This is a genomic window from Colwellia echini, from assembly GCF_002843355.2.
GTDB lineage: Bacteria > Pseudomonadota > Gammaproteobacteria > Enterobacterales > Alteromonadaceae > Colwellia > Colwellia echini.
The window spans coordinates 125,035-143,057 of the sequence record NZ_PJAI02000003.1; the positions used below are offsets into that span (position 1 = coordinate 125,035).

An 18,023-nucleotide genomic window follows, 5' to 3' on the forward strand; every position below is an offset into this window, starting at 1 on the left:
TTGAGTGAACTACAAAGCCTAAACCAAGCCACACTTAATACAAGTAAAATGGCAATTCCACAGTATGATGAGTCTCATTATGCTGTGATTGATTTAGGCTCTAATAGCTTCCACCTTCTCATTACCCAATTAGTGACCACACCAACAGGTAAAACAATTCAAACAGTTAATAAGGTTAAGCAAAAAGTACGCTTGGCTGCAGGCTTAGATACTAATAACCAGCTAACTGATGAAGCCATAGAGCTGGGCCTTGATTGTCTTAGAAACTTCGCCTTATACCTTGGTAATATTCCAGTAAAAAATATTATTATTGTTGCTACGGCCGCATTGCGTATTGCCAAGAACAACCAAGTGTTTTTTGATGCTGCTAATCTGATCTTACCTAAACCGATAAAATTATTAAGTGGCGAACAAGAAGCCGAAACAATTTTTGCAGGTGTTGCCCATACAGTAAAGTGCGATATAGAAGCATCTGAAAACCAATTAGTAATAGATATTGGCGGCGCTAGTACAGAGATTATTATCGGTGTTGGCTGCCTAGCTAAAAAAGTAGTTAGTTTAAATATTGGTTGTGTTAGTTTTCTTAATCAGTTTTTTTATGACCAATCACTAACACAACAAAATTTTAAGCGTTGCATCGCATCAGCAGAATTAATCATTAACGAAGTTAAAGATAACTTTATCAAACTAGGTTGGCAGTCTGCAGTAAGTAGCTCTGGTACTATGCAGGCTTTGATTGAAATTTTAACCGAACGCCAAGATGATCCCATTATTACTTTGCCATTTTTGCGTGAAATAGAAACTTTATTAATACAATGTAAAACTATCGAAAACATTAATATTGCAGGACTTAGAGAAGATCGCGCGGCAGTACTTGCTAGCGGTTTAAGTATATTAATTGCTTTGTTTTCTTGTTTAAATATTGAAAAGTTATGTTTATCAAGTGGTGCTTTGCGTGAAGGCTTATTATTTGAATTAGTGCCCGACGCTAAAATTTGTTAAAAGTATCAAATAAAATTCAGCTTACGAAAATACGACTACCGTAATCAAGAACATAATCGAGAATAGTCGCATTTTTACTTTAAACATTCATCGTTAGGTTATTTATCTTCTTTCAACCAACGAGCAACTTGCTTAGCAAAATACGTTAAAATACCGTCTGCTCCTGCGCGTTTGAAAGCTAACAATCCTTCCAGCACACAAGGTTTTTCCGCTAACCAACCATTTTGAATGGCCGCCATATGCATCGCATATTCACCACTAACTTGGTAAGCATAGGTTGGAACTTGAAAGGTATCTTTAACACGACGAACAATATCTAAATATGGCATACCCGGCTTCACCATCACCATATCCGCACCTTCGGCAATATCTTGAGCGACTTCATGAAGTGCTTCATTACTGTTAGCAGGATCCATTTGATAGGTATGTTTATTACCGCCTTTAATATTGCCCGCTGAACCAACCGCATCACGAAATGGTCCATAATAATTTGAAGCATATTTAGCGGAGTACGCTAAGATTTTGGTATTTACAAAACCATTTTGTTCTAACCCTTCTCTAATTGCTCCTACACGACCATCCATCATATCTGATGGGGCAACAATATCGGCCCCAGCTTCCGCGTGAGACAACGCCTGCTTAACTAAAATATCTTTGGTCACATCATTAACAACATAACCTGTTTTACCCGCTTTATTGGTATCACTCTCACTTAAAATGCCATCTTGACCGTGAGTAGTGAACGGGTCTAAAGCAACATCGGTTATTACCGCAAGTTCAGGAAATTTCGCTTTTAGTGCACGCACTGTACGCTGAGCTAAACCGTCTGGGTTATAAGCTTCTTCAGCCATTAATGACTTTTTATCACTAGGCGTAACCGGAAAAATGGCGATAGCTGGAATACCTAAATCCACTAACTCTTGTGCTTCAATTAATAATAAATCAATACTCTTACGCTCAACACCTGGCATTGAAGCAATAGCTTCTCTTTGATTTTCTCCCTCTAATACAAATACAGGGTAAATAAGATCATTAACCGTTAATTGTGATTCAGCCATTAGGCGACGAGTGTGATCATCAACACGCATACGACGCATTCTTCGTGCAGGAAATTGGCCAAAAGCATGAGTATTGTTGTACATATAAAGTCCTAAAATTATTCAGTTTTGTTCGTATTATCTAAATTGGGGTTAGTTCAGCTTCACTCTGATAACTCAGCTAAGCACTACAAGCTAATTGCTAAGCATTAATTATTCAGCGAGCACATGTTGCTGCGTTTGATTTCGCCCGTGATGTTTAGCTTGGTATAGCGCTTTATCAGCTCCTGCAAATATCTCTTCTGGGCCGATATCTGTTTGTTGATGATAAGTTGCGATACCACAACTAATGGTTAAAGAAATTTCCGTTTCTTGAAATGTAAACACCTGCTCAGCCACCAAAGTTCGTAATTGCTCAGCCATAAGTAATGCACCTTGGGCATCGGTATTAGGTAAAATTAAACAAAACTCTTCACCACCATAACGGAACGCTTTATCGGTACTACGCTTTAAACTTTTATTAATGATTTTTGCTAACCAAACTAAACAATTATCTCCCGTAAGATGACCATAATTATCATTAACCGCTTTAAAATGATCAATATCAATAATCACTAAACTAAGTGGCGTTAAATTACGGCGACTACGGCGGTATTCGGCAACTATTTTTTGATCGTAAAAACGACGATTATGTAAACCAGTTAATTCATCAAGTATATTTTTACGTTCAAGCTCTTGGTTAGCGCTTTCTAATTCTTGTAAAGCAATATTTAGCTCTATAGTCCGCTCTTGCACTCTTTCTTCTAATAAGTCTTGGCTGTCTTGTTGTTCTATAGCTAAGGTTCTCATTGTTTGCTGAGCGACTCTGGTGCTTCTTTTTGCGGACTTAAGCTTTTGCAGCATTTTTTGATATTTATTACGATAGTGTCGATTTAAATATTGAAAGACAATAAAAGTAATAGCAACCCCTAACAATAACCCTAACGTAAAACATAGTGGCTCATAGCTATAGGTTGTACTTGCCATAGCCATCGGAATATAGCTCAGCATTAACACTGTAAAACCTATTATGTGAGACCAAGACAATAACTTCATTTAAAGGGATTCTTTTATGGCGGTTAAATTAAATATTTTTTGTGCATTAACTCGGGTTTGCCAAGCAATTTCTGCTTGGTCAATTCCGGTAAGACTAGCTATTTCTGCAACAATATAAGGCAAGTAACTAGACTCGTTTCGACTGCTCTTTGGCTTAGGTCTAATGGTTCTGGGCGTTAAATACGGCGCATCAGTTTCGATTAATAATCTATTTAATGGTATTAGATTAATAATGTCTCGTAAATCTTGACCTCGGCGTTCATCACACAACCAGCCCGTAATACCAATATACATATCGGCGGCTAAACATTGTTTTAATTCCGATTCATTACCTGTAAAACAATGAGAGACCATTGCCGGTATCTTGCCAACATAAGGTGATAAAGTTCTAAACCACGGGGCAAAAGCGTCACGTTGGTGTAAAAACAATGGCATCGCTAACTTTTCAGCTAAAGCGACTTGCTCACTAAATACTTTTTGTTGTTGCTCAGGCGCTGAATAATTGCGATTAAAATCTAAGCCACACTCACCTATCGCTTTAACTTTATCATTTTTTGCTAACGCTTGTAATTTCTCAATATAATCATCACTGACATTATCAGCGTCATGCGGATGAACGCCTGCGGTGCAATAAAGATAATCAGGAAAATTTTGCTGATATTGTTGACATAAAGCCAAAGCATTTTGACTTTCTTCAACACTGGTGCCGGTAATTAATAAGCCTGTTAAATTAGCTTTTTTCGCACGTTGAATTACTTCAATACGATCTTTATCAAAACGTTTGTTGGTTAAGTTAACTCCAATATCTATCAAACGACTACCTATCAAACCTTATATTAAAATGTTACTTATATTGTTGGTATAACCGTGGATAAATTTATGTAGATTACTTATCTATATATCTAAGTTATTAATATAGATAATAACTGCTAATTATTATTGTAGCCGTTTTACTTTAATACGTTTATTACTATTTTCTTTTTGTAAATACACAGCGCTTAATGCGCCTTTAGTTAACATTACGCGTTGGCCTACAGTTAAGGTTAGTTGGAAACTATCTTTTTGCTGCCATTTCTGACCATTTTCAAAAATAATAGTCCATTTACCGTAAGGATCTTTACTTAAAGCACTAATTGTCAGAACGATACTATTGACTTGTTTAGCTAGTTCATCACTAGTTTGCTTCAGTTGGTCTTTAGCGAAATCATCAATCGCTTGTTTTTCTGCTTCACTTGCCAGAATTTCATTTACACCAGTATCAGTGTTTTCGGCAGTAGTGTTTTTGAGATTAATAGTAGAGTTAGTTTCGATACTTAGTGTTTGAGTTAAGGCATCAAAGCAACTAAGCCTAGCTTGGTTATTAGCGATTTTACTACAAGTTAAAATATTATCATCTAACCCATCTTCACCCGCAATAGCTCCATGTGTAAATATGGATTGTGTAAGAAAAAGTAAAATAACACTACAATAATATCGCTTATTTTGCGACAGCATTACTAGTCGTTCGCCTTTTCATCAGCTAATTCATCATCACTATTTTTATGATTTAGTGAAGCGATAATAATGCCTATCTCAAATAAAATAAGCATAGGTACAGCGAGCATGGTTTGCGAAATAATATCTGGAGGTGTTAATAACATACCAATAACGAATGCACCAACCACAACATAAGGTCGTTTTTCTCGTAGACTTTCTGGAGTAGTAATACCTGTCCAACACATTAAGATAATAGCGATAGGTATTTCAAAAGCTGCCCCAAAGGCAAAAAACAACTTTAGAATAAAATCTAAATAACTGCTGATATCAGTAGCAATTACAACGCCCTCGGGTGCTACTGAAGTGAAAAAAGCAAACACCACAGGAAATACAATAAAATATGCGAATGCAATCCCACCATAAAATAATAAGGTAGAACCAAACATTAATGGTGCAATTAAACGCTTTTCATTGTTATATAAACCAGGTGCTACAAATGCCCACACCTGATATAAAACAAACGGCATAGCAATAAATAGTGATAATACTAAGGTTAATTTAAACGGGGCAAAAAATGGCGATGCAACATCTGTCGCTATCATTTGCGAACCTTCTGGCATTACCGCTAATAATGGCTGCGCTACATATTGATAAATGTCTTGAGCAAAATAAACTAAACAGCAAAAAACAACAAGTACCCCTAAAACAGAACGTAATAAGCTATTACGTAATTCTAAAAGGTGGTCAAAAAGACTAGCCGGTTGCGCAGAATAATTACTCATCGTTGAGGTATATCACTCGATTTATCTTTTAAATCATCTTCAGTCTGAGCCTTTTCAGCTAACTGTTCGATTGATTCGTTTATGTTTTGGCCAATATCAGCTTCTATTGAAGAAGCAGATGAAATAGCAGACTTTGATTCTACAGTTTGTGTATCAATCTTTTTAAACGGTGCTGTTACCGAATCAGCTGCTTCGCGTAATGTTTTTAATGACTCAGCAACTTCAGGACTAAGGTTTTGCAAGTTGCTTTCTTCGGCTTTTTTTAAATTAGTATGCAACTCATGAACGCGCAATTCTTCAGTTAACTCTGCTTTCACGGTATCACTAAACTTACGTGCACCCGAAATCCAACCACGAATGGTACGAATAGCTACAGGTAATCGCTCTGGACCTAAAATAACTAAACCCATAATTGCAATGAGAACTAACTCCCAAAAGCCGACATCAAACATAGATTAAGCCTGATCTTTTTCTTTAGTTTTATGTGCTGACGCTGTATTAATATCATCAGCTGATTTAGTAGTAGTATCTGCAATAGTATCCGTAGATTTTTCATCTTCAGCTTGCTTTTTTTCATCACCAATAGCGCTTTTAAAGCCTTTAACTGCTGAGCCTAAATCACCGCCTAAGTTACGTAATTTTTTAGTACCAAATAAAAGTACAATAATCACCGCAATGATCACTAATTGCCAAATTCCGATTCCACCCATAATAACTAACTCCTAATATTTGATGTTCGCATGCATAGCTATGACTAAACATGCTTTATGTGCTTGCATTATATACCCAAATTGACTCTGGAAACGAGCAAAAGCAGTAAATGAATTATTAACTTATGCGCTAAAACAATGTTTAATCAGTAACGCCAAATTATTCGTTTATATTGTAATAAATTTTAGATATAAAAAAACCGACATGATGTCGGTTTTTTCGTAACAAAATTATTTAAATGCTAATCAAAAACCATAGTATTTTTTAATTTAGATAATGCATTTTTTTCTAACTGTCTTACACGCTCTGCTGATATATCATATTTAGTAGCAAGCTCTTGTAATGTTGATTTATCTTCTGCTAACCAACGAGTTTTGATGATATCTTGACTACGTTCATCGAGTGTAACAAGTGCTGTTGATAAACGTTGGTTAGCATGGCTTTCCCAATTGTCATTTTCAACTTCAACGGCTAAATCTGATTGCTTATCTTCCAAATATTGAGCTGGAGAAAAGCTACCTGCACCAATATTGTCATCGTCATCTTTAGATAGCTCAAATGCTTGGTCATGGCTACTCATACGAGATTCCATTTCCATTACATCTTTAGTACTCACACCTAGCGTTTTAGCTACTGTGTTTACTTCATCGTTACTAAACCAACCTAGGCGTTTTTTGTTTTTGCGTAGGTTAAAAAATAATTTACGTTGTGCTTTTGTCGTCGCCACTTTAACTATGCGCCAGTTTTTAAGCACATACTCATGAATCTCTGCTTTTATCCAATGCACAGCAAATGATACTAAACGCACACCTACTTCCGGATTGAAACGTTTAACGGCTTTCATTAAGCCTACATTGCCTTCTTGTACTAAATCTGCATGTGGTAAACCATAGCCTGAATAGCCTTTAGCAACATGAATAACAAAACGTAAATGCGACATGATTAATTCTTGTGCCGCTTGTAAATCATTGTCTTCATACAGGCGAGTAGCTAGGTCATGTTCCTTTTCTGCCGTTAACATCGGAATGTTATATGCTGATTGCATATAAGCTTCGATACTACCGCTTTTAGCTAACGTAAGTTGCATTGTTGGATCCATAATGACGCTCCTTTAACCTTTTATTCTTTAATTTATTTTCTTTAAATCGCCCAAGATAATATGTAATAAGGTACATATAATGTCGATCTTTCGACAACGGGGACATGAACATTAGCCTAATAGACAGGGCGGTACAAGGCGATCTTTCATTTTTTTGATGAAATAAATGTGACTATTTGTAATCGCTTTGAATTATCAAGACTAAACAGTAGCTTATAGCAAATAAATTAAAAACTAGATAAAAATTATTTATACCATTTTAAGATGCTAGATTTATTATTTCAATGGCTATTATACTTTCTGCCGCGTAAAAGTAATTACCAATATATATCTAACATTGTGCGTATTTTAAAGCGTTGGCGTAAAAATTCGCGCTAAAATTTATCAATCAGCATTAGGTTCAATAGCTTTGATATGCTGGCTTACTGAAATATAACTGCCCACTAGGGCAAGAGTAATTGCAAAAGCGATTAGAGATAGTGCTTCACTTATGTCTAAGCCTTCAAGTGTAAAGTTACTTTGATACAACTGACTTAGATCTGTAATAGCATAACCTAAATACCAAGCCAATAACGTCACCGTAATACATGAAAGAATACCACCAAAAATACCATACCAAATGCCGGAATATAAAAAGGGTCGTTGAATAAAGCTATCCGTTGCACCCACTAACTTCATAATAGCAATCGCATCTTTCTCATTTAAAATAGCTAAACGAATTGTGTTACCTACAATCAATACAACCGATAGACACAGTAATAACGCGACGCCAATAACAATATCTTCAATTAAACGCGCCATGGCCTCTAACCGTGTTAACCATTCTAAATCAAGTTTACCTTGATCTACTTCACGTTCTTTACTGAGTTTAGCTAATAAACCATTCGCTGCTTCTGCCTGACTAGCTCTTTGTGTTGGCGTAACTAAAACCGTTGCTGGTAAAGGGTTTTTGTCTAAATATTCAAGCGACTGGCCAAAGCCAGATAATACTTTAAATTCTTTTAACGCTTGTGCTGAAGAAATATATTTAACTTCGGCAACATCATTATCAAGACTAATGCGTTTTACTAAATTTTGTGCACTTTTTTCGCTGGTAGATAGTTTCAAAAACAAAGTGATTTGTGAAGCACTATCCCATTGCTCACTTATTTTCTCTGCATTTTTTATAAAAAGATGCAAAGTCGCAGGTAATGCTAAGCTGATACCTAGAACAAAAATAGTCATTACAGTAGTAAACGGTGTGCGCCACAAACTACCTAAACTACCTACTGCTTGTTGGGCATGCCTAATAGGCAAGCTCATTAACCGAGCAATTAAGCTTGAGCGTTGTTGCAAACCACTGCTATGCAAATTACTCATCAGCTACTCCTCGAGCTTGCAAGCCATCAACTATACCATCGTTGATCATTGTGCCTTCTTTTAGGGTTAAGGTGCGGTATTTCATTCGTGCAATTAGCCCCAAATCATGGGTAGCAATTAATACAGTAACCCCTGCAGCATTAAACTCTTCAAATAAACGAATAATATCTAAAGACAATTTAGGATCTAAGTTACCCGTAGGCTCATCGGCAAGTAAAATTGGTGGCTTATTTACAATAGCGCGTGCAATACCAACTCGCTGTTGTTCACCGCCAGAGAGCATATGGGGAAAACACTTTAATTTAGAGGTTAGGTGAACTTTTTCTAACGCGGTTTCAACACGTTTTTTAATTTCTTTACTGCTAACACCTTCAATTATCAGTGGTAAAGCGACATTCTCAAAAACAGTACGGTCTTTCAGTAAATTATGACTTTGGAAAATCATACCAATGCCGCGGCGCACATAAGGCACTTGCTTGTATTGTATGTTGGATAATTCAGTATGATTAACTTGAATACTGCCTGAACTAGGCTTTTCCATTAGTGAAATTAATTTTAATAAAGTACTTTTACCTGCACCAGAATGCCCGGTTAAAAAGGCCATTTCACCACTTTGCAAACTAAAGCTTACTTGCTTTAATGCTAAGAAACCGCCTGGATAGGTTTTATTTACCTTATTGAAATCAATCATATTACTCTAGTATCTCTAATTACTAAAAATGGCATCAATGAAATCATCACCATTAAATGGTCTTAAATCATCTATACCTTCACCAACACCTAAATAGCGAATAGGAATATTGTGTTTATCGGCGATAGCAAAAACAACACCACCTTTAGCCGTTCCATCTAACTTGGTAATAGTTAACCCCGTTAAACCCACAGCGTCATCAAACAATTTTGTTTGGCTTAACGCATTTTGACCAGTACCAGCGTCTAAGGTTAACATTACTTCGTGTGGTGCATTCACGTCTAGTTTTTTCATAACGCGTACCACTTTTTTCAGTTCTTCCATCAAGTGCGCTTTGTTTTGTAAACGCCCTGCCGTATCGGCAATGATAACATCAACTTTACGCGCTTTAGCGGCACTGATTGCATCAAAAATAACTGAGGCGCTATCCGCCCCGGTATGCTGAGCAATAACAGGTATATTATTACGCTCCCCCCATACTTGTAATTGTTCAACCGCCGCTGCTCTAAAAGTATCACCCGCAGCAAGCATTACTGATTTACCCTGTGCTTGAAATTGTTTAGCAAGTTTACCAATAGTGGTGGTTTTACCAACACCGTTTACCCCAACCATCAACATGACAAATGGCCCTTCACCTTCAGGAATAACTAACGGCTGACTAACATTTTCAATAACTTTCTTTAATTCTATTTTTAATAAATCATACAAGGCCGAAGCATCTTTAAGCTGTTTACGGCTAGCACTTTGCGTTAAAGAATCGATAATTTTCATGGTGGTTTCAACACCAACATCAGCTAGCAATAAGTGTGTCTCTAACTCTTCAAATAAATCATCATCAATTTGTTTACCACGAAATAGATCAGCTAAACCGCCGCCTAAATTTTGTCGTGTTTTACTCAAGCCTTGTTTTAATCGAGCAAAAAATCCAAGTTTTTCTTCGGCTTCAACCTCAGTAACAGCCTCTTGGCTAATATCTTTTGCAGTATCAGCTAACTCAGGTTCAACATCATCGCAAACAGCATCATTTAATTCAGCTTCAGTTGAGGTTTGAGTTTGAGTTTGAGTAATGTCGACAGTAGCAGTTTCGATGATAACTTCAGTTATTGATTCAGTTATTGGTTCCACAATTGATGCATCAATAACTTCTTCTATTATCTCAACCTTATTCGCTGGGGTCACTTCTTGCGTTGTAGTTGGCTCAACTTGCTGCTCAGTGGTTAACTCCACAGCGTTATCGTTAGTCTCTAATTCAGTTGCTGATTCTTGCTCAGTGACAGATACAGACTCGTTATTGTTCTCTTCAGTGCTTGATTGCTTCTCTTTTTGACCAAAGCCTAACCAAGACAACATACCTTTTTTCTTCGACACTTTTGACTACCTAACTATATTTCAGCATGAATTGTTTGGTATCAGAGCCAAACAAGGATAAAATTGTCGTTATATTAGCACTTAAATAGCAAAATTGTCAGTGATATGAAGCACGCAAAGAAACAAGTCACCAAAAATAGTCTTTCTCGTTCCGGTCAAGGAACACCTGCCGGTAAAATTCGTATTATTTCAGGCAAATATCGCGGACGAAAATTACCGGTATTAATGGCAGAAGGCTTACGCCCAACAACGGATAGAGTGAAGGAAACTGTTTTTAATTGGTTAATGCCCTATTTAAATGATGCAAATTGTTTAGATTGTTTTGCCGGCTCTGGCGGATTAGGTTTTGAAGCCTTATCTCGCGGCGCAGCTCAGGTTACCTTGGTTGAATTAAATAGAGCAGCAGCAAATCAATTATCCGCCAACAAAACGTTACTCAGTGCAGATAATCTTAATGTGATACAAAGTGATGCGCTTTCATTCCTAAAAACTAAACAAAGCGAAACATCGTCAACAATAGATGCAAAACCGTATGATTTAGTTTTTCTTGATCCCCCATTTAGAAAACAATTAGTTGAGCAAACAGCACAGTTATTAAATCAAAATTGTTTAGCGGATCAAGCGCTTATTTATGTGGAAATGGAATCTGAAAGCACACAGATTATTCCGGTAAACTGGCAATTATTAAAAGAGAAAGTTGCCGGTCAGGTTATATATCAGCTTTATCAGTACCAAGCTTAAGTTCATTCTTTTCAGTATAGATAATTTCGGCATAGATAAAATAAAGAACAAAAGTTCGAGGCATAATATGTTTGTAGAATATATTGATACGCCGTTAGGTTTATTCGAAATAATGGCTACCGACAAGGGTATTTGCCAGGCTATTTTTTGTGGTGACAAAGTCTGTGTTTCAGACGCTAACGGTCAACAGCATCAGGGCAACGCCATTACCGCAGAATGTAAACAACAATTAATAGAGTATTTTTCCGGGCATAGACAAAACTTTACTGTGCCTTTAGATGCTAAAGGCACGCCATTTCAACAATCCGTTTGGGATTGTTTAGTAAACATACCTTTTGGTGATGTGAAGTCTTATGGCGAAATAGCTAAACAGATCAATAATCCGAAAGGATCTCAAGCTGTTGGTGGCGCAAATAGTAGAAATCCAATTTCGCTAATCGTTCCTTGTCACCGCGTGATTGGCGGTAATGGTTCATTAACTGGTTATGCTGGAGGAATTGAACGTAAATTATGGTTGTTAAACCATGAAGGCTTTGCTGTTAACAGCAGCACCGCGGATATTGCCAAAGGTGTTAAAAATATTATTAAAACACGACAAGCTAAAACGCAATTTTTACGATAGGAATGCGTTATAAATACGACTAAAAAATAGCTATAGTGGTATTTATAACTCAATAAAGATTACCCTATTTCGATACCCAAGCTAGAAAGCCCTTCAGATAAACTCATATTTTTTGCCAGAGAACAGCTTTTTTTATCTTCAGCGGCAAATTTCAAGAAATCAAATAATTCATTTTGCGTATCTTTTTCCCACTGTATTAACGGATGCTCATTCATTTGCGCTTCACTAATAATAATTTCTTCCGTGTCATCAACCGCTTTCGCTTCATAAAGCTCATCAAGTAACAGTAACTCAACATAATAACTAACACTGTTAAATGACAGACGGCTAATACTTTTTATATCGTCAATATCGATATCTGCAGGTTTACTTTTCTTCGGCGCTTTACTTTGCATTAATTGCCATAAAGCCGTTAACGCCATACATGCATCAAGCGCTGGAAATACACCAAATGAATCAAACGCTTCTGGATCAGGAGTTTGTGGCTCAAGCTTAAGTAATTGCGCATCTATATTAATTTTTACCGTATTACGATTAGCAAGCCACTGCCAAATAATATCGAGTTGATTACGAAGCACTTTAGCATCACCAAAGTCAGACGCTTCACTAAACATTTGATAATTAGGTAACATACGCTCAAGTAGCGCGGCGGAAAAAGCAATTTGCTGCCAATGACTTAACTTGGCAAAAGGAAGATGTAAAGACACTTAGGTATATACTCGGTTGCAATAATTGATGTGATTATAACCAAGCTTATTCAAAACATGAATAAGCTTGGTTTATCGTAATGGATAACTATTTAACCTGAAAACTCAATAAGAATTATTACACAACAACGCTATTTTATTCATTATCCAGAGTTCAGGTTAGTTAGCTAGTTGTTTTTGAGCATATTCAAACTTCAAACGATATTCGGTTAGCTTATGCTCTAACTCATTTAGTTGCGCGGTAAATTCAGTTTTTTGTTCAGCTGTTGCACTGATTAACTGATGATTTTCATCACGTAAGAATTTAATGGTATCTCGTACCTTATTATTCTCAATTTCTTGTTTATCGCGATTACTATTAAAGCGTTGCAAGATACTTTCTTGGCCGTCTTGAGCTACTTTTAATTGCTCATTAAGTACCATAACTTCTTGCTGATAAAGTTGAACGTCTTTCTGCTCAGCTTCAAGCTTTTTAGTTAACTCTATATTCTTTTTCTCTAACTCAATAATATTTTGTTGAGCTGAAGATTGTAATATTTTTGCTTCTTCAGTGGCTTTATTAATAGCTTTTATTTCTTCAAGCTGCTGCTGTTTTAGTTTTTCCTCGCCCTCTTTAAGCGCTTTAATTTGATCAAGTAATGGCTGCTTATCAAGATTCGCTTGCTCAGTAATTTTAACTATTTGAGCTTGGTAATCTTTATCACGCTGTTCAGCTTGTTTGTTTTTGTCTTGTTCAGTATCAATAGCTTTTTGTTGGGCAGATAATTGTTGCTGTAATTCAGCTTTACCGTTTTGTTCTTGCTGAACTTGCTCTGCCAGTTGCGCTATTTTTTGCTCCAATTCTTTAACTTTTACAGCAGCGTTTTTTTCTGCTTCAGCTTTAATACTGGTTCTTTCAGTGTCAAACTGTTTAATTTTTTCATTCAACACATCAATCTGTTGCTTCGCTGAAGCTTCAGCTTGTGCTTTAATTGCAGCGATTGTTTCATTTTTTTGTTTTTCATTTAACTCAGTACTTTGTTTAACATTCGCAAGTTGCTTAGCCAAACTTTGCTCTTGCTCTGTTAACACCATAATGCGGCCTTTTAAACCGTCAATTTCATGAGTTTTATCATTTAACTCTTGCTCAGCCTCGAGTAATTTTTCTTCTAAATTATTATCACTGCTTTGCTTTTCATTTTGTTGTTTACTGTTTTGCTTTAAATTGTTGATTTCTTTTTGTAAACCCTCAATAGTTTCAGTGTAATTGATGGTTTGTTGAGTTAATTCAACTTGAAAATCTTGCTTAGCCGTCGCTACGTCAGCAGTTTTTTCTGCCAATGTTTGCTTAAGAAGATCTATTTCTTTGCTTTGTAATTGCTGCTGTTCAGTAAAGCTTTTTTGCAATAACTGCTCTTTAGCAGATAAATCTTTGCTTTGTTGTACGGTATTTTTACTTAGCTCTGCTTTCACAGCCGTTGTTATCAAATGTGTTAATTTTTCTTCTACTTGGATATAAACATCACTTGCTAAACTTTGTATTTGCTCTTCTACATCCTTGGAAAGCTTATTATTATCGACCATATTATTCTCACTACTAATAAATCACTACTGCCTTTAAATTACCACAGGCGGTTCAACACAGGTATATTAAAATAACTTTATTTTAAATAAAGCACAAAAAAGGGGCAAAAGCCCCTTTTATTTACATTTTTTTAACGCTTTAATCGCGATTAATAAAGTTTAACTTAACTCGCTGTAGCTTCTGCTTCAGTTTTTTCTTCTTGCTTTAACGGAACAACTTGAATACCGGCAATTTTTCTTTCGCCTGTATCATTACGAAGTTGAACTAAACGATTAATTTGTGCAAGAGAACTTAACATTGAATAAATTGGCACGAAAATTCCGCGCTTGTGAAAATCTAATACTTTATCATCTGATAATGCTTTTAGTTTCTCTTCGTTAATAGTGAATATACCAGTAAGTTTTTTCTTTTCGCCAGAAGCAAAATTAATATTCAACTCAAGCTCTTGTAATAAGTCATTATCAACAATTTCTTTAATAAAGTTTTCTGTTCTTTTTTCGTTTTCGTATAAACGACCAAGTGACTTTTGTACATTGGTTAATAATTCAGTTTCTTTACCTTCTGCATCATACAAAGGTAAATCTTTATCTTCACCAACAAACTCACTATCTAAATCAATAAAAGAAGTTAAAGTGTTTTCTTGATCAGGATCTAAACCTAATGAAAATGGAGACATACCTGCAGACTGCGGTAATGTTAAACCAAGCCATTCATCTTTTTTAAAGAATAAATTTTCGCCAGCTTCCAAACCTAGCATAGCAACACTTTGATGACGTGGAGAGTCAGGACCTTTAACGAATACAATTGGGAAACTTGAAGAGCTTTGTGCATATTCACCAGCGGTAACTGACACTATGTGCTGTTTAGCAATATGTCCAAGGTTACGCTTGCTTGCAAGTTTAAGGTTTTGAAGTTGTTCTTTTCTAACAGGTACGAAGTTAGCCATAATTATTTCTCTTATCAATGCCTCTATTGGGCATACTTAATTAATGTTGTAATTTATTTACGATGAAATTACTGCGTTGTTATAAGTTATGGAGACACAATAATCACTTTCAATGCTAAACTAAATAATATTTTTGTAATTAGCTAAAATTAATTGATGGCAGTATGCGATGAAAAACAAATTAATTACCTTTTTAACGCTATTATTTTTAACCTTAATCATGGCAACAACCGCGTTAGCTATGCCTAAAACGAATATTCGCCATCAAAAAAATACCGCGGGCTTTGCTGAAGTTCAAGTACAAAATGAAACAGCAGAAAATTTAATATGTCATGTAGAACTTGATGGTCATAAATTCCGTTTTAAGCTAAAACCTTACGGATTATCAAAATGGTATACCAGTACAGATACCCGATTTAACCACACTCACTTTAGTATTTGGTGTGATTATTTACAGTTACATCCCCAATATCAGTAACATTAACAGTATTAATTTTAATTCGAGCTTTATTTTGAAAGAATACTATTTAACCTGAATTCGGGATATTTAATCTATCAAGATTTAAATAGCATTTTATTGTAAACTAGCGCCGTTTTTTAAATTATCACTACGGACGTTTCATTTTGCATTCTCTTTCACAACTTCGCTCTGGTGAACTCGCTGGCATTCGTCAATTAAAATTAGCTGAACAGCTAACGTCATTCCCTTTAGAAATTTTAAGTCTCTCAAGCAGTTTAGAAATTCTCGACTTATCGAATAACAATCTTTCTGAGTTACCCGATGAATTAGTGCAATTGACCAAGTTAAAAGTTATTTTCGTTTCACAGAATAAATTTGACCACTTACCTAAAGTCTTAGGAAAACTCCCTAATTTAGAAATGATTGGTTTTAAATCAAACCAAATAAAAACTGTAGCTGAAGAGTCGCTACCTGCTCAATTACGTTGGTTAATATTAACCGACAACATTATCGAAACATTACCCAACAGCCTAGGTGATCGCCCGAGGTTACAAAAACTAGCCCTTGCTGGAAACCAATTAACTGAGCTACCACAAACCTTAGCGCAAGCACATAATCTAGAATTAGTGCGGATTTCTGCCAACAGATTAACTGAATGTCCTGAACAATTATTAAATCTACCAAAATTGGCATGGTTTGCTTTTGCCGGGAACCCATTTAGTACTATTGATAATAAAACTGCAAATAGAGCATTAAACAGTGTGCCTGAAGTATCTTCCGCCTGTTACACCTTAGAAAATGTATTAGGTCAAGGTGCATCAGGGATTATTTCAAAGGCTCATTGGAATACACCACAATCGCAATTTCCAAGTGATATTGCCGTTAAAGTATTTAAAGGTGAAGTTACTAGCGATGGTTATCCACAGGATGAATTGCAAGCATGTTTACAAGTGGGTTTTCATGCCAATTTAGTGCAATCGATAGCGCAAGTTAATGAGACTGATACCTTAGCCTTAATTATGAATTTAATACCACCGCACTACAAAAACCTCGGTTTACCGCCTTGCTTTAAAAGCTGTACTCGAGATACTTTTCCTGAAGGTTTTAGCCTGCCAATAGTGCTTATAAATAAAATAGTTGAGCAAATGGAAAATGTGTTCACTCATTTGCATAATAACTACGTTTGTCATGGTGATTTATATGCTCATAACACTTTATTTGATCCAGAAAATGGCGATATTATATTTGGTGATTTTGGCGCTGCCACTAGCTACCAAATGCTAACGACGACTCAGCAGCAACATATTAAAAAAATAGAACACCGCGCGCTGAATCATTTTATTGATGATTTATTAAATATTTGCGCTGAAGAAGATAAAAATCACACGTTATTTCAACAACTAGAGCAACGCCTAGAACCTAATACCTAGGTACTAGGTATTAGGTTCTAGGTATTAGGTATTAGGATTATATTTACCATCAAGGATTTTACATGCGTTTAAAAGGAAAGTTAGTTAGCTGGAATGCCGATAAAGCCTTTGGTTTTATCGCCCCAAATGGCGGTGGTGCACAGGTCTTTATTCATAAAAGCGCGTTTTCAAATAGAAAACGAGCACCTCAATTAAATGATGTAATAACCTTTTCCGTCATCAAAGATAATCAAAATAGATACTGTGCCAATCAAGCAACATTTTCAGGTGAAAAACTACAAAAGAAACAAGCTAAAAAAGTGAATCGTTTTTCAGTTATTCTATCTACATTATTTATTACGTTATTAATTATTGCCTACTTACTAGATAATTTACCCCAAAAGTTATTATTACTTTATTTAGCAGCCAGTATTATTACTTTTGTGATATACGCATCGGATAAATCTAAAGCACAGCGTGGCGCATGGCGCACACCTGAAAGCACCTTACACTTATTCGCTTTAATTGGCGGTTGGCCAGGTGCAGCCTTTGCACAGCAACTTTTAAGGCATAAATCTAAAAAAGCTGAATTTAGAAACATATTCTGGCTAACGGTAATCGCTAATATTGCAGCCTTAGCTTGGTTAATGTCTACGCATGGCAAAGAAGGGTTAAGTTTATTTAGTTAACCTGAACTCTGGATAATGAATTTTATAAGTAAATGAAAAATTAATTCATAAACTTATTTTTCACACAATGATGATAGTTTGTTCGTTATCAAGGCACTCTTATGTACTCAATAGCGAGCTATTGATAGTAAAAGTAACGCTGAAAACGAGTAAAATAGCTTTGTTGTGTAATATTGCTTATCCAGTGTTCAGGTTAGTTAGCTAGAACGAAAAAAGTCGCTTATAAAAATAAGCGACTTTCGTTTTAATCCAACATACCTGAGCT

General features: G+C 35.9%; 20 protein-coding genes. 6 read left to right on the top strand and 14 right to left on the bottom strand.

What is annotated here, in order from left to right; translation table 11 throughout:
• Complete coding sequence (locus CWS31_RS04490; RefSeq protein ID WP_101344681.1) at positions 1 to 1,002, top strand: Ppx/GppA phosphatase family protein; 1,002 nt, start codon at positions 1 to 3, stop codon at positions 1,000 to 1,002.
• A gap of 98 nt (positions 1,003 to 1,100) precedes the next feature.
• Here CWS31_RS04490 and hemB read toward each other — a convergent pair whose 3' ends face one another.
• The 11 genes from hemB to ftsY form a co-directional block, all read right to left on the bottom strand.
• On the bottom strand, positions 1,101 to 2,144 hold the full coding sequence (gene hemB / locus CWS31_RS04495) for a porphobilinogen synthase (protein WP_101344682.1): 1,044 nt from the start codon (positions 2,142 to 2,144) through the stop codon (positions 1,101 to 1,103).
• A 108-nt stretch (positions 2,145 to 2,252) separates the two neighbouring features.
• A complete protein-coding gene (locus CWS31_RS04500; protein WP_246143360.1) occupies positions 2,253 to 3,134 on the bottom strand; it encodes a GGDEF domain-containing protein in 882 nt (293 codons plus the stop codon).
• Entirely contained in the window at positions 3,135 to 3,947 is an 813-nt protein-coding gene (locus tag CWS31_RS04505; RefSeq protein WP_211355790.1) for a TatD family hydrolase, read from the bottom strand.
• A gap of 123 nt (positions 3,948 to 4,070) precedes the next feature.
• Entirely contained in the window at positions 4,071 to 4,628 is a 558-nt protein-coding gene (locus tag CWS31_RS04510; RefSeq protein ID WP_101344683.1) for a hypothetical protein, read from the bottom strand.
• 2 nt (positions 4,629 to 4,630) lie between these two features.
• Positions 4,631 to 5,392, bottom strand: a complete 762-nt coding sequence (gene tatC / locus CWS31_RS04515; protein WP_101344684.1) for a twin-arginine translocase subunit TatC — start codon at positions 5,390 to 5,392, stop codon at positions 4,631 to 4,633.
• Positions 5,389 to 5,844: a Sec-independent protein translocase protein TatB gene (gene tatB, locus CWS31_RS04520; RefSeq protein ID WP_101344685.1), complete on the bottom strand. Its 456-nt coding sequence runs from the start codon at positions 5,842 to 5,844 to the stop codon at positions 5,389 to 5,391. The genes tatC and tatB overlap by 4 nt, the downstream gene beginning before the upstream one ends.
• Positions 5,845 to 5,847: 3 nt before the next feature.
• A complete protein-coding gene (gene tatA / locus CWS31_RS04525; protein WP_101344686.1) occupies positions 5,848 to 6,102 on the bottom strand; it encodes a twin-arginine translocase TatA/TatE family subunit in 255 nt (84 codons plus the stop codon).
• Positions 6,103 to 6,344: 242 nt separating this feature from the next.
• Positions 6,345 to 7,202: an RNA polymerase sigma factor RpoH gene (rpoH, locus tag CWS31_RS04530; protein WP_101344687.1), complete on the bottom strand. Its 858-nt coding sequence runs from the start codon at positions 7,200 to 7,202 to the stop codon at positions 6,345 to 6,347.
• A 384-nt stretch (positions 7,203 to 7,586) separates the two neighbouring features.
• Positions 7,587 to 8,561, bottom strand: a complete 975-nt coding sequence (ftsX, locus tag CWS31_RS04535; RefSeq protein ID WP_101344688.1) for a permease-like cell division protein FtsX — start codon at positions 8,559 to 8,561, stop codon at positions 7,587 to 7,589.
• The gene (gene ftsE / locus CWS31_RS04540) at positions 8,554 to 9,252 is read right to left on the bottom strand and encodes a cell division ATP-binding protein FtsE (protein ID WP_101344689.1); all 699 of its coding nucleotides are present in this window, start codon (positions 9,250 to 9,252) and stop codon (positions 8,554 to 8,556) included. Before ftsE ends, ftsX begins: the two co-directional genes overlap by 8 nt.
• Before the next feature lie 15 nt (positions 9,253 to 9,267).
• A complete protein-coding gene (ftsY, locus tag CWS31_RS04545; RefSeq protein ID WP_246143361.1) occupies positions 9,268 to 10,620 on the bottom strand; it encodes a signal recognition particle-docking protein FtsY in 1,353 nt (450 codons plus the stop codon).
• A 105-nt stretch (positions 10,621 to 10,725) separates the two neighbouring features.
• Here ftsY and rsmD point away from each other — a divergent pair, with 105 nt between their 5' ends.
• Together rsmD and CWS31_RS04555 are read left to right on the top strand one after the other, a co-directional pair.
• Positions 10,726 to 11,361 carry a 16S rRNA (guanine(966)-N(2))-methyltransferase RsmD gene (gene rsmD, locus CWS31_RS04550; protein ID WP_101344691.1) on the top strand — a complete coding sequence of 212 codons (636 nt, stop codon included), beginning with the start codon at positions 10,726 to 10,728 and terminating at the stop codon, positions 11,359 to 11,361.
• Between the two features lie 67 nt (positions 11,362 to 11,428).
• A complete protein-coding gene (locus CWS31_RS04555; RefSeq protein WP_101344692.1) occupies positions 11,429 to 11,983 on the top strand; it encodes a methylated-DNA--[protein]-cysteine S-methyltransferase in 555 nt (184 codons plus the stop codon).
• 59 nt (positions 11,984 to 12,042) lie between these two features.
• Here the strand turns inward: CWS31_RS04555 and CWS31_RS04560 are convergent, their stop codons facing one another.
• From CWS31_RS04560 to CWS31_RS04570, 3 genes are all read right to left on the bottom strand, one after another.
• The gene (locus CWS31_RS04560) at positions 12,043 to 12,690 is read right to left on the bottom strand and encodes a YjaG family protein (RefSeq protein ID WP_101344693.1); all 648 of its coding nucleotides are present in this window, start codon (positions 12,688 to 12,690) and stop codon (positions 12,043 to 12,045) included.
• Between the two features lie 159 nt (positions 12,691 to 12,849).
• Positions 12,850 to 14,253 carry a coiled-coil domain-containing protein gene (locus tag CWS31_RS04565; RefSeq protein ID WP_101344694.1) on the bottom strand — a complete coding sequence of 468 codons (1,404 nt, stop codon included), beginning with the start codon at positions 14,251 to 14,253 and terminating at the stop codon, positions 12,850 to 12,852.
• Between the two features lie 164 nt (positions 14,254 to 14,417).
• Positions 14,418 to 15,200 (bottom strand): SapC family protein, encoded by a 783-nt coding sequence (locus CWS31_RS04570; RefSeq protein WP_101344695.1) that lies wholly within the window; start codon positions 15,198 to 15,200, stop codon positions 14,418 to 14,420.
• Between the two features lie 169 nt (positions 15,201 to 15,369).
• Here CWS31_RS04570 and CWS31_RS04575 point away from each other — a divergent pair, with 169 nt between their 5' ends.
• The 3 genes from CWS31_RS04575 (at position 15,370) to CWS31_RS04585 (ending at position 17,758) form a co-directional block, all read left to right on the top strand.
• Positions 15,370 to 15,678, top strand: coding sequence for a hypothetical protein (locus CWS31_RS04575; RefSeq protein ID WP_101344696.1), 309 nt, complete (start codon positions 15,370 to 15,372; stop codon positions 15,676 to 15,678).
• 146 nt (positions 15,679 to 15,824) lie between these two features.
• Complete coding sequence (locus CWS31_RS04580) at positions 15,825 to 17,090, top strand: leucine-rich repeat-containing protein kinase family protein (protein WP_101344697.1); 1,266 nt, start codon at positions 15,825 to 15,827, stop codon at positions 17,088 to 17,090.
• Between the two features lie 62 nt (positions 17,091 to 17,152).
• Positions 17,153 to 17,758: a cold shock and DUF1294 domain-containing protein gene (locus CWS31_RS04585; protein ID WP_101344698.1), complete on the top strand. Its 606-nt coding sequence runs from the start codon at positions 17,153 to 17,155 to the stop codon at positions 17,756 to 17,758.
• The last annotated feature ends 265 nt before the right edge of the window (positions 17,759 to 18,023 follow it).

Excerpts from the sequence above, each read along its gene's own strand:
- hemB (WP_101344682.1), bottom strand. The coding sequence starts at position 2,144 with ATGTACAACAATACTCATGCTTTTGGCCAATTTCCTGCACGAAGAATG.
- CWS31_RS04500 (WP_246143360.1), bottom strand. The coding sequence starts at position 3,134 with ATGAAGTTATTGTCTTGGTCTCACATAATAGGTTTTACAGTGTTAATG.
- CWS31_RS04510 (WP_101344683.1), bottom strand. The coding sequence starts at position 4,628 with ATGCTGTCGCAAAATAAGCGATATTATTGTAGTGTTATTTTACTTTTT.
- tatC (WP_101344684.1), bottom strand. The coding sequence starts at position 5,392 with ATGAGTAATTATTCTGCGCAACCGGCTAGTCTTTTTGACCACCTTTTA.
- tatB (WP_101344685.1), bottom strand. The coding sequence starts at position 5,844 with ATGTTTGATGTCGGCTTTTGGGAGTTAGTTCTCATTGCAATTATGGGT.
- tatA (WP_101344686.1), bottom strand. The coding sequence starts at position 6,102 with ATGGGTGGAATCGGAATTTGGCAATTAGTGATCATTGCGGTGATTATT.
- rpoH (WP_101344687.1), bottom strand. The coding sequence starts at position 7,202 with ATGGATCCAACAATGCAACTTACGTTAGCTAAAAGCGGTAGTATCGAA.
- ftsX (WP_101344688.1), bottom strand. The coding sequence starts at position 8,561 with ATGAGTAATTTGCATAGCAGTGGTTTGCAACAACGCTCAAGCTTAATT.
- ftsE (WP_101344689.1), bottom strand. The coding sequence starts at position 9,252 with ATGATTGATTTCAATAAGGTAAATAAAACCTATCCAGGCGGTTTCTTA.
- rsmD (WP_101344691.1), top strand. The coding sequence starts at position 10,726 with ATGAAGCACGCAAAGAAACAAGTCACCAAAAATAGTCTTTCTCGTTCC.
- CWS31_RS04555 (WP_101344692.1), top strand. The coding sequence starts at position 11,429 with ATGTTTGTAGAATATATTGATACGCCGTTAGGTTTATTCGAAATAATG.
- CWS31_RS04565 (WP_101344694.1), bottom strand. The coding sequence starts at position 14,253 with ATGGTCGATAATAATAAGCTTTCCAAGGATGTAGAAGAGCAAATACAA.
- CWS31_RS04570 (WP_101344695.1), bottom strand. The coding sequence starts at position 15,200 with ATGGCTAACTTCGTACCTGTTAGAAAAGAACAACTTCAAAACCTTAAA.
- CWS31_RS04575 (WP_101344696.1), top strand. The coding sequence starts at position 15,370 with ATGAAAAACAAATTAATTACCTTTTTAACGCTATTATTTTTAACCTTA.
- CWS31_RS04585 (WP_101344698.1), top strand. The coding sequence starts at position 17,153 with ATGCGTTTAAAAGGAAAGTTAGTTAGCTGGAATGCCGATAAAGCCTTT.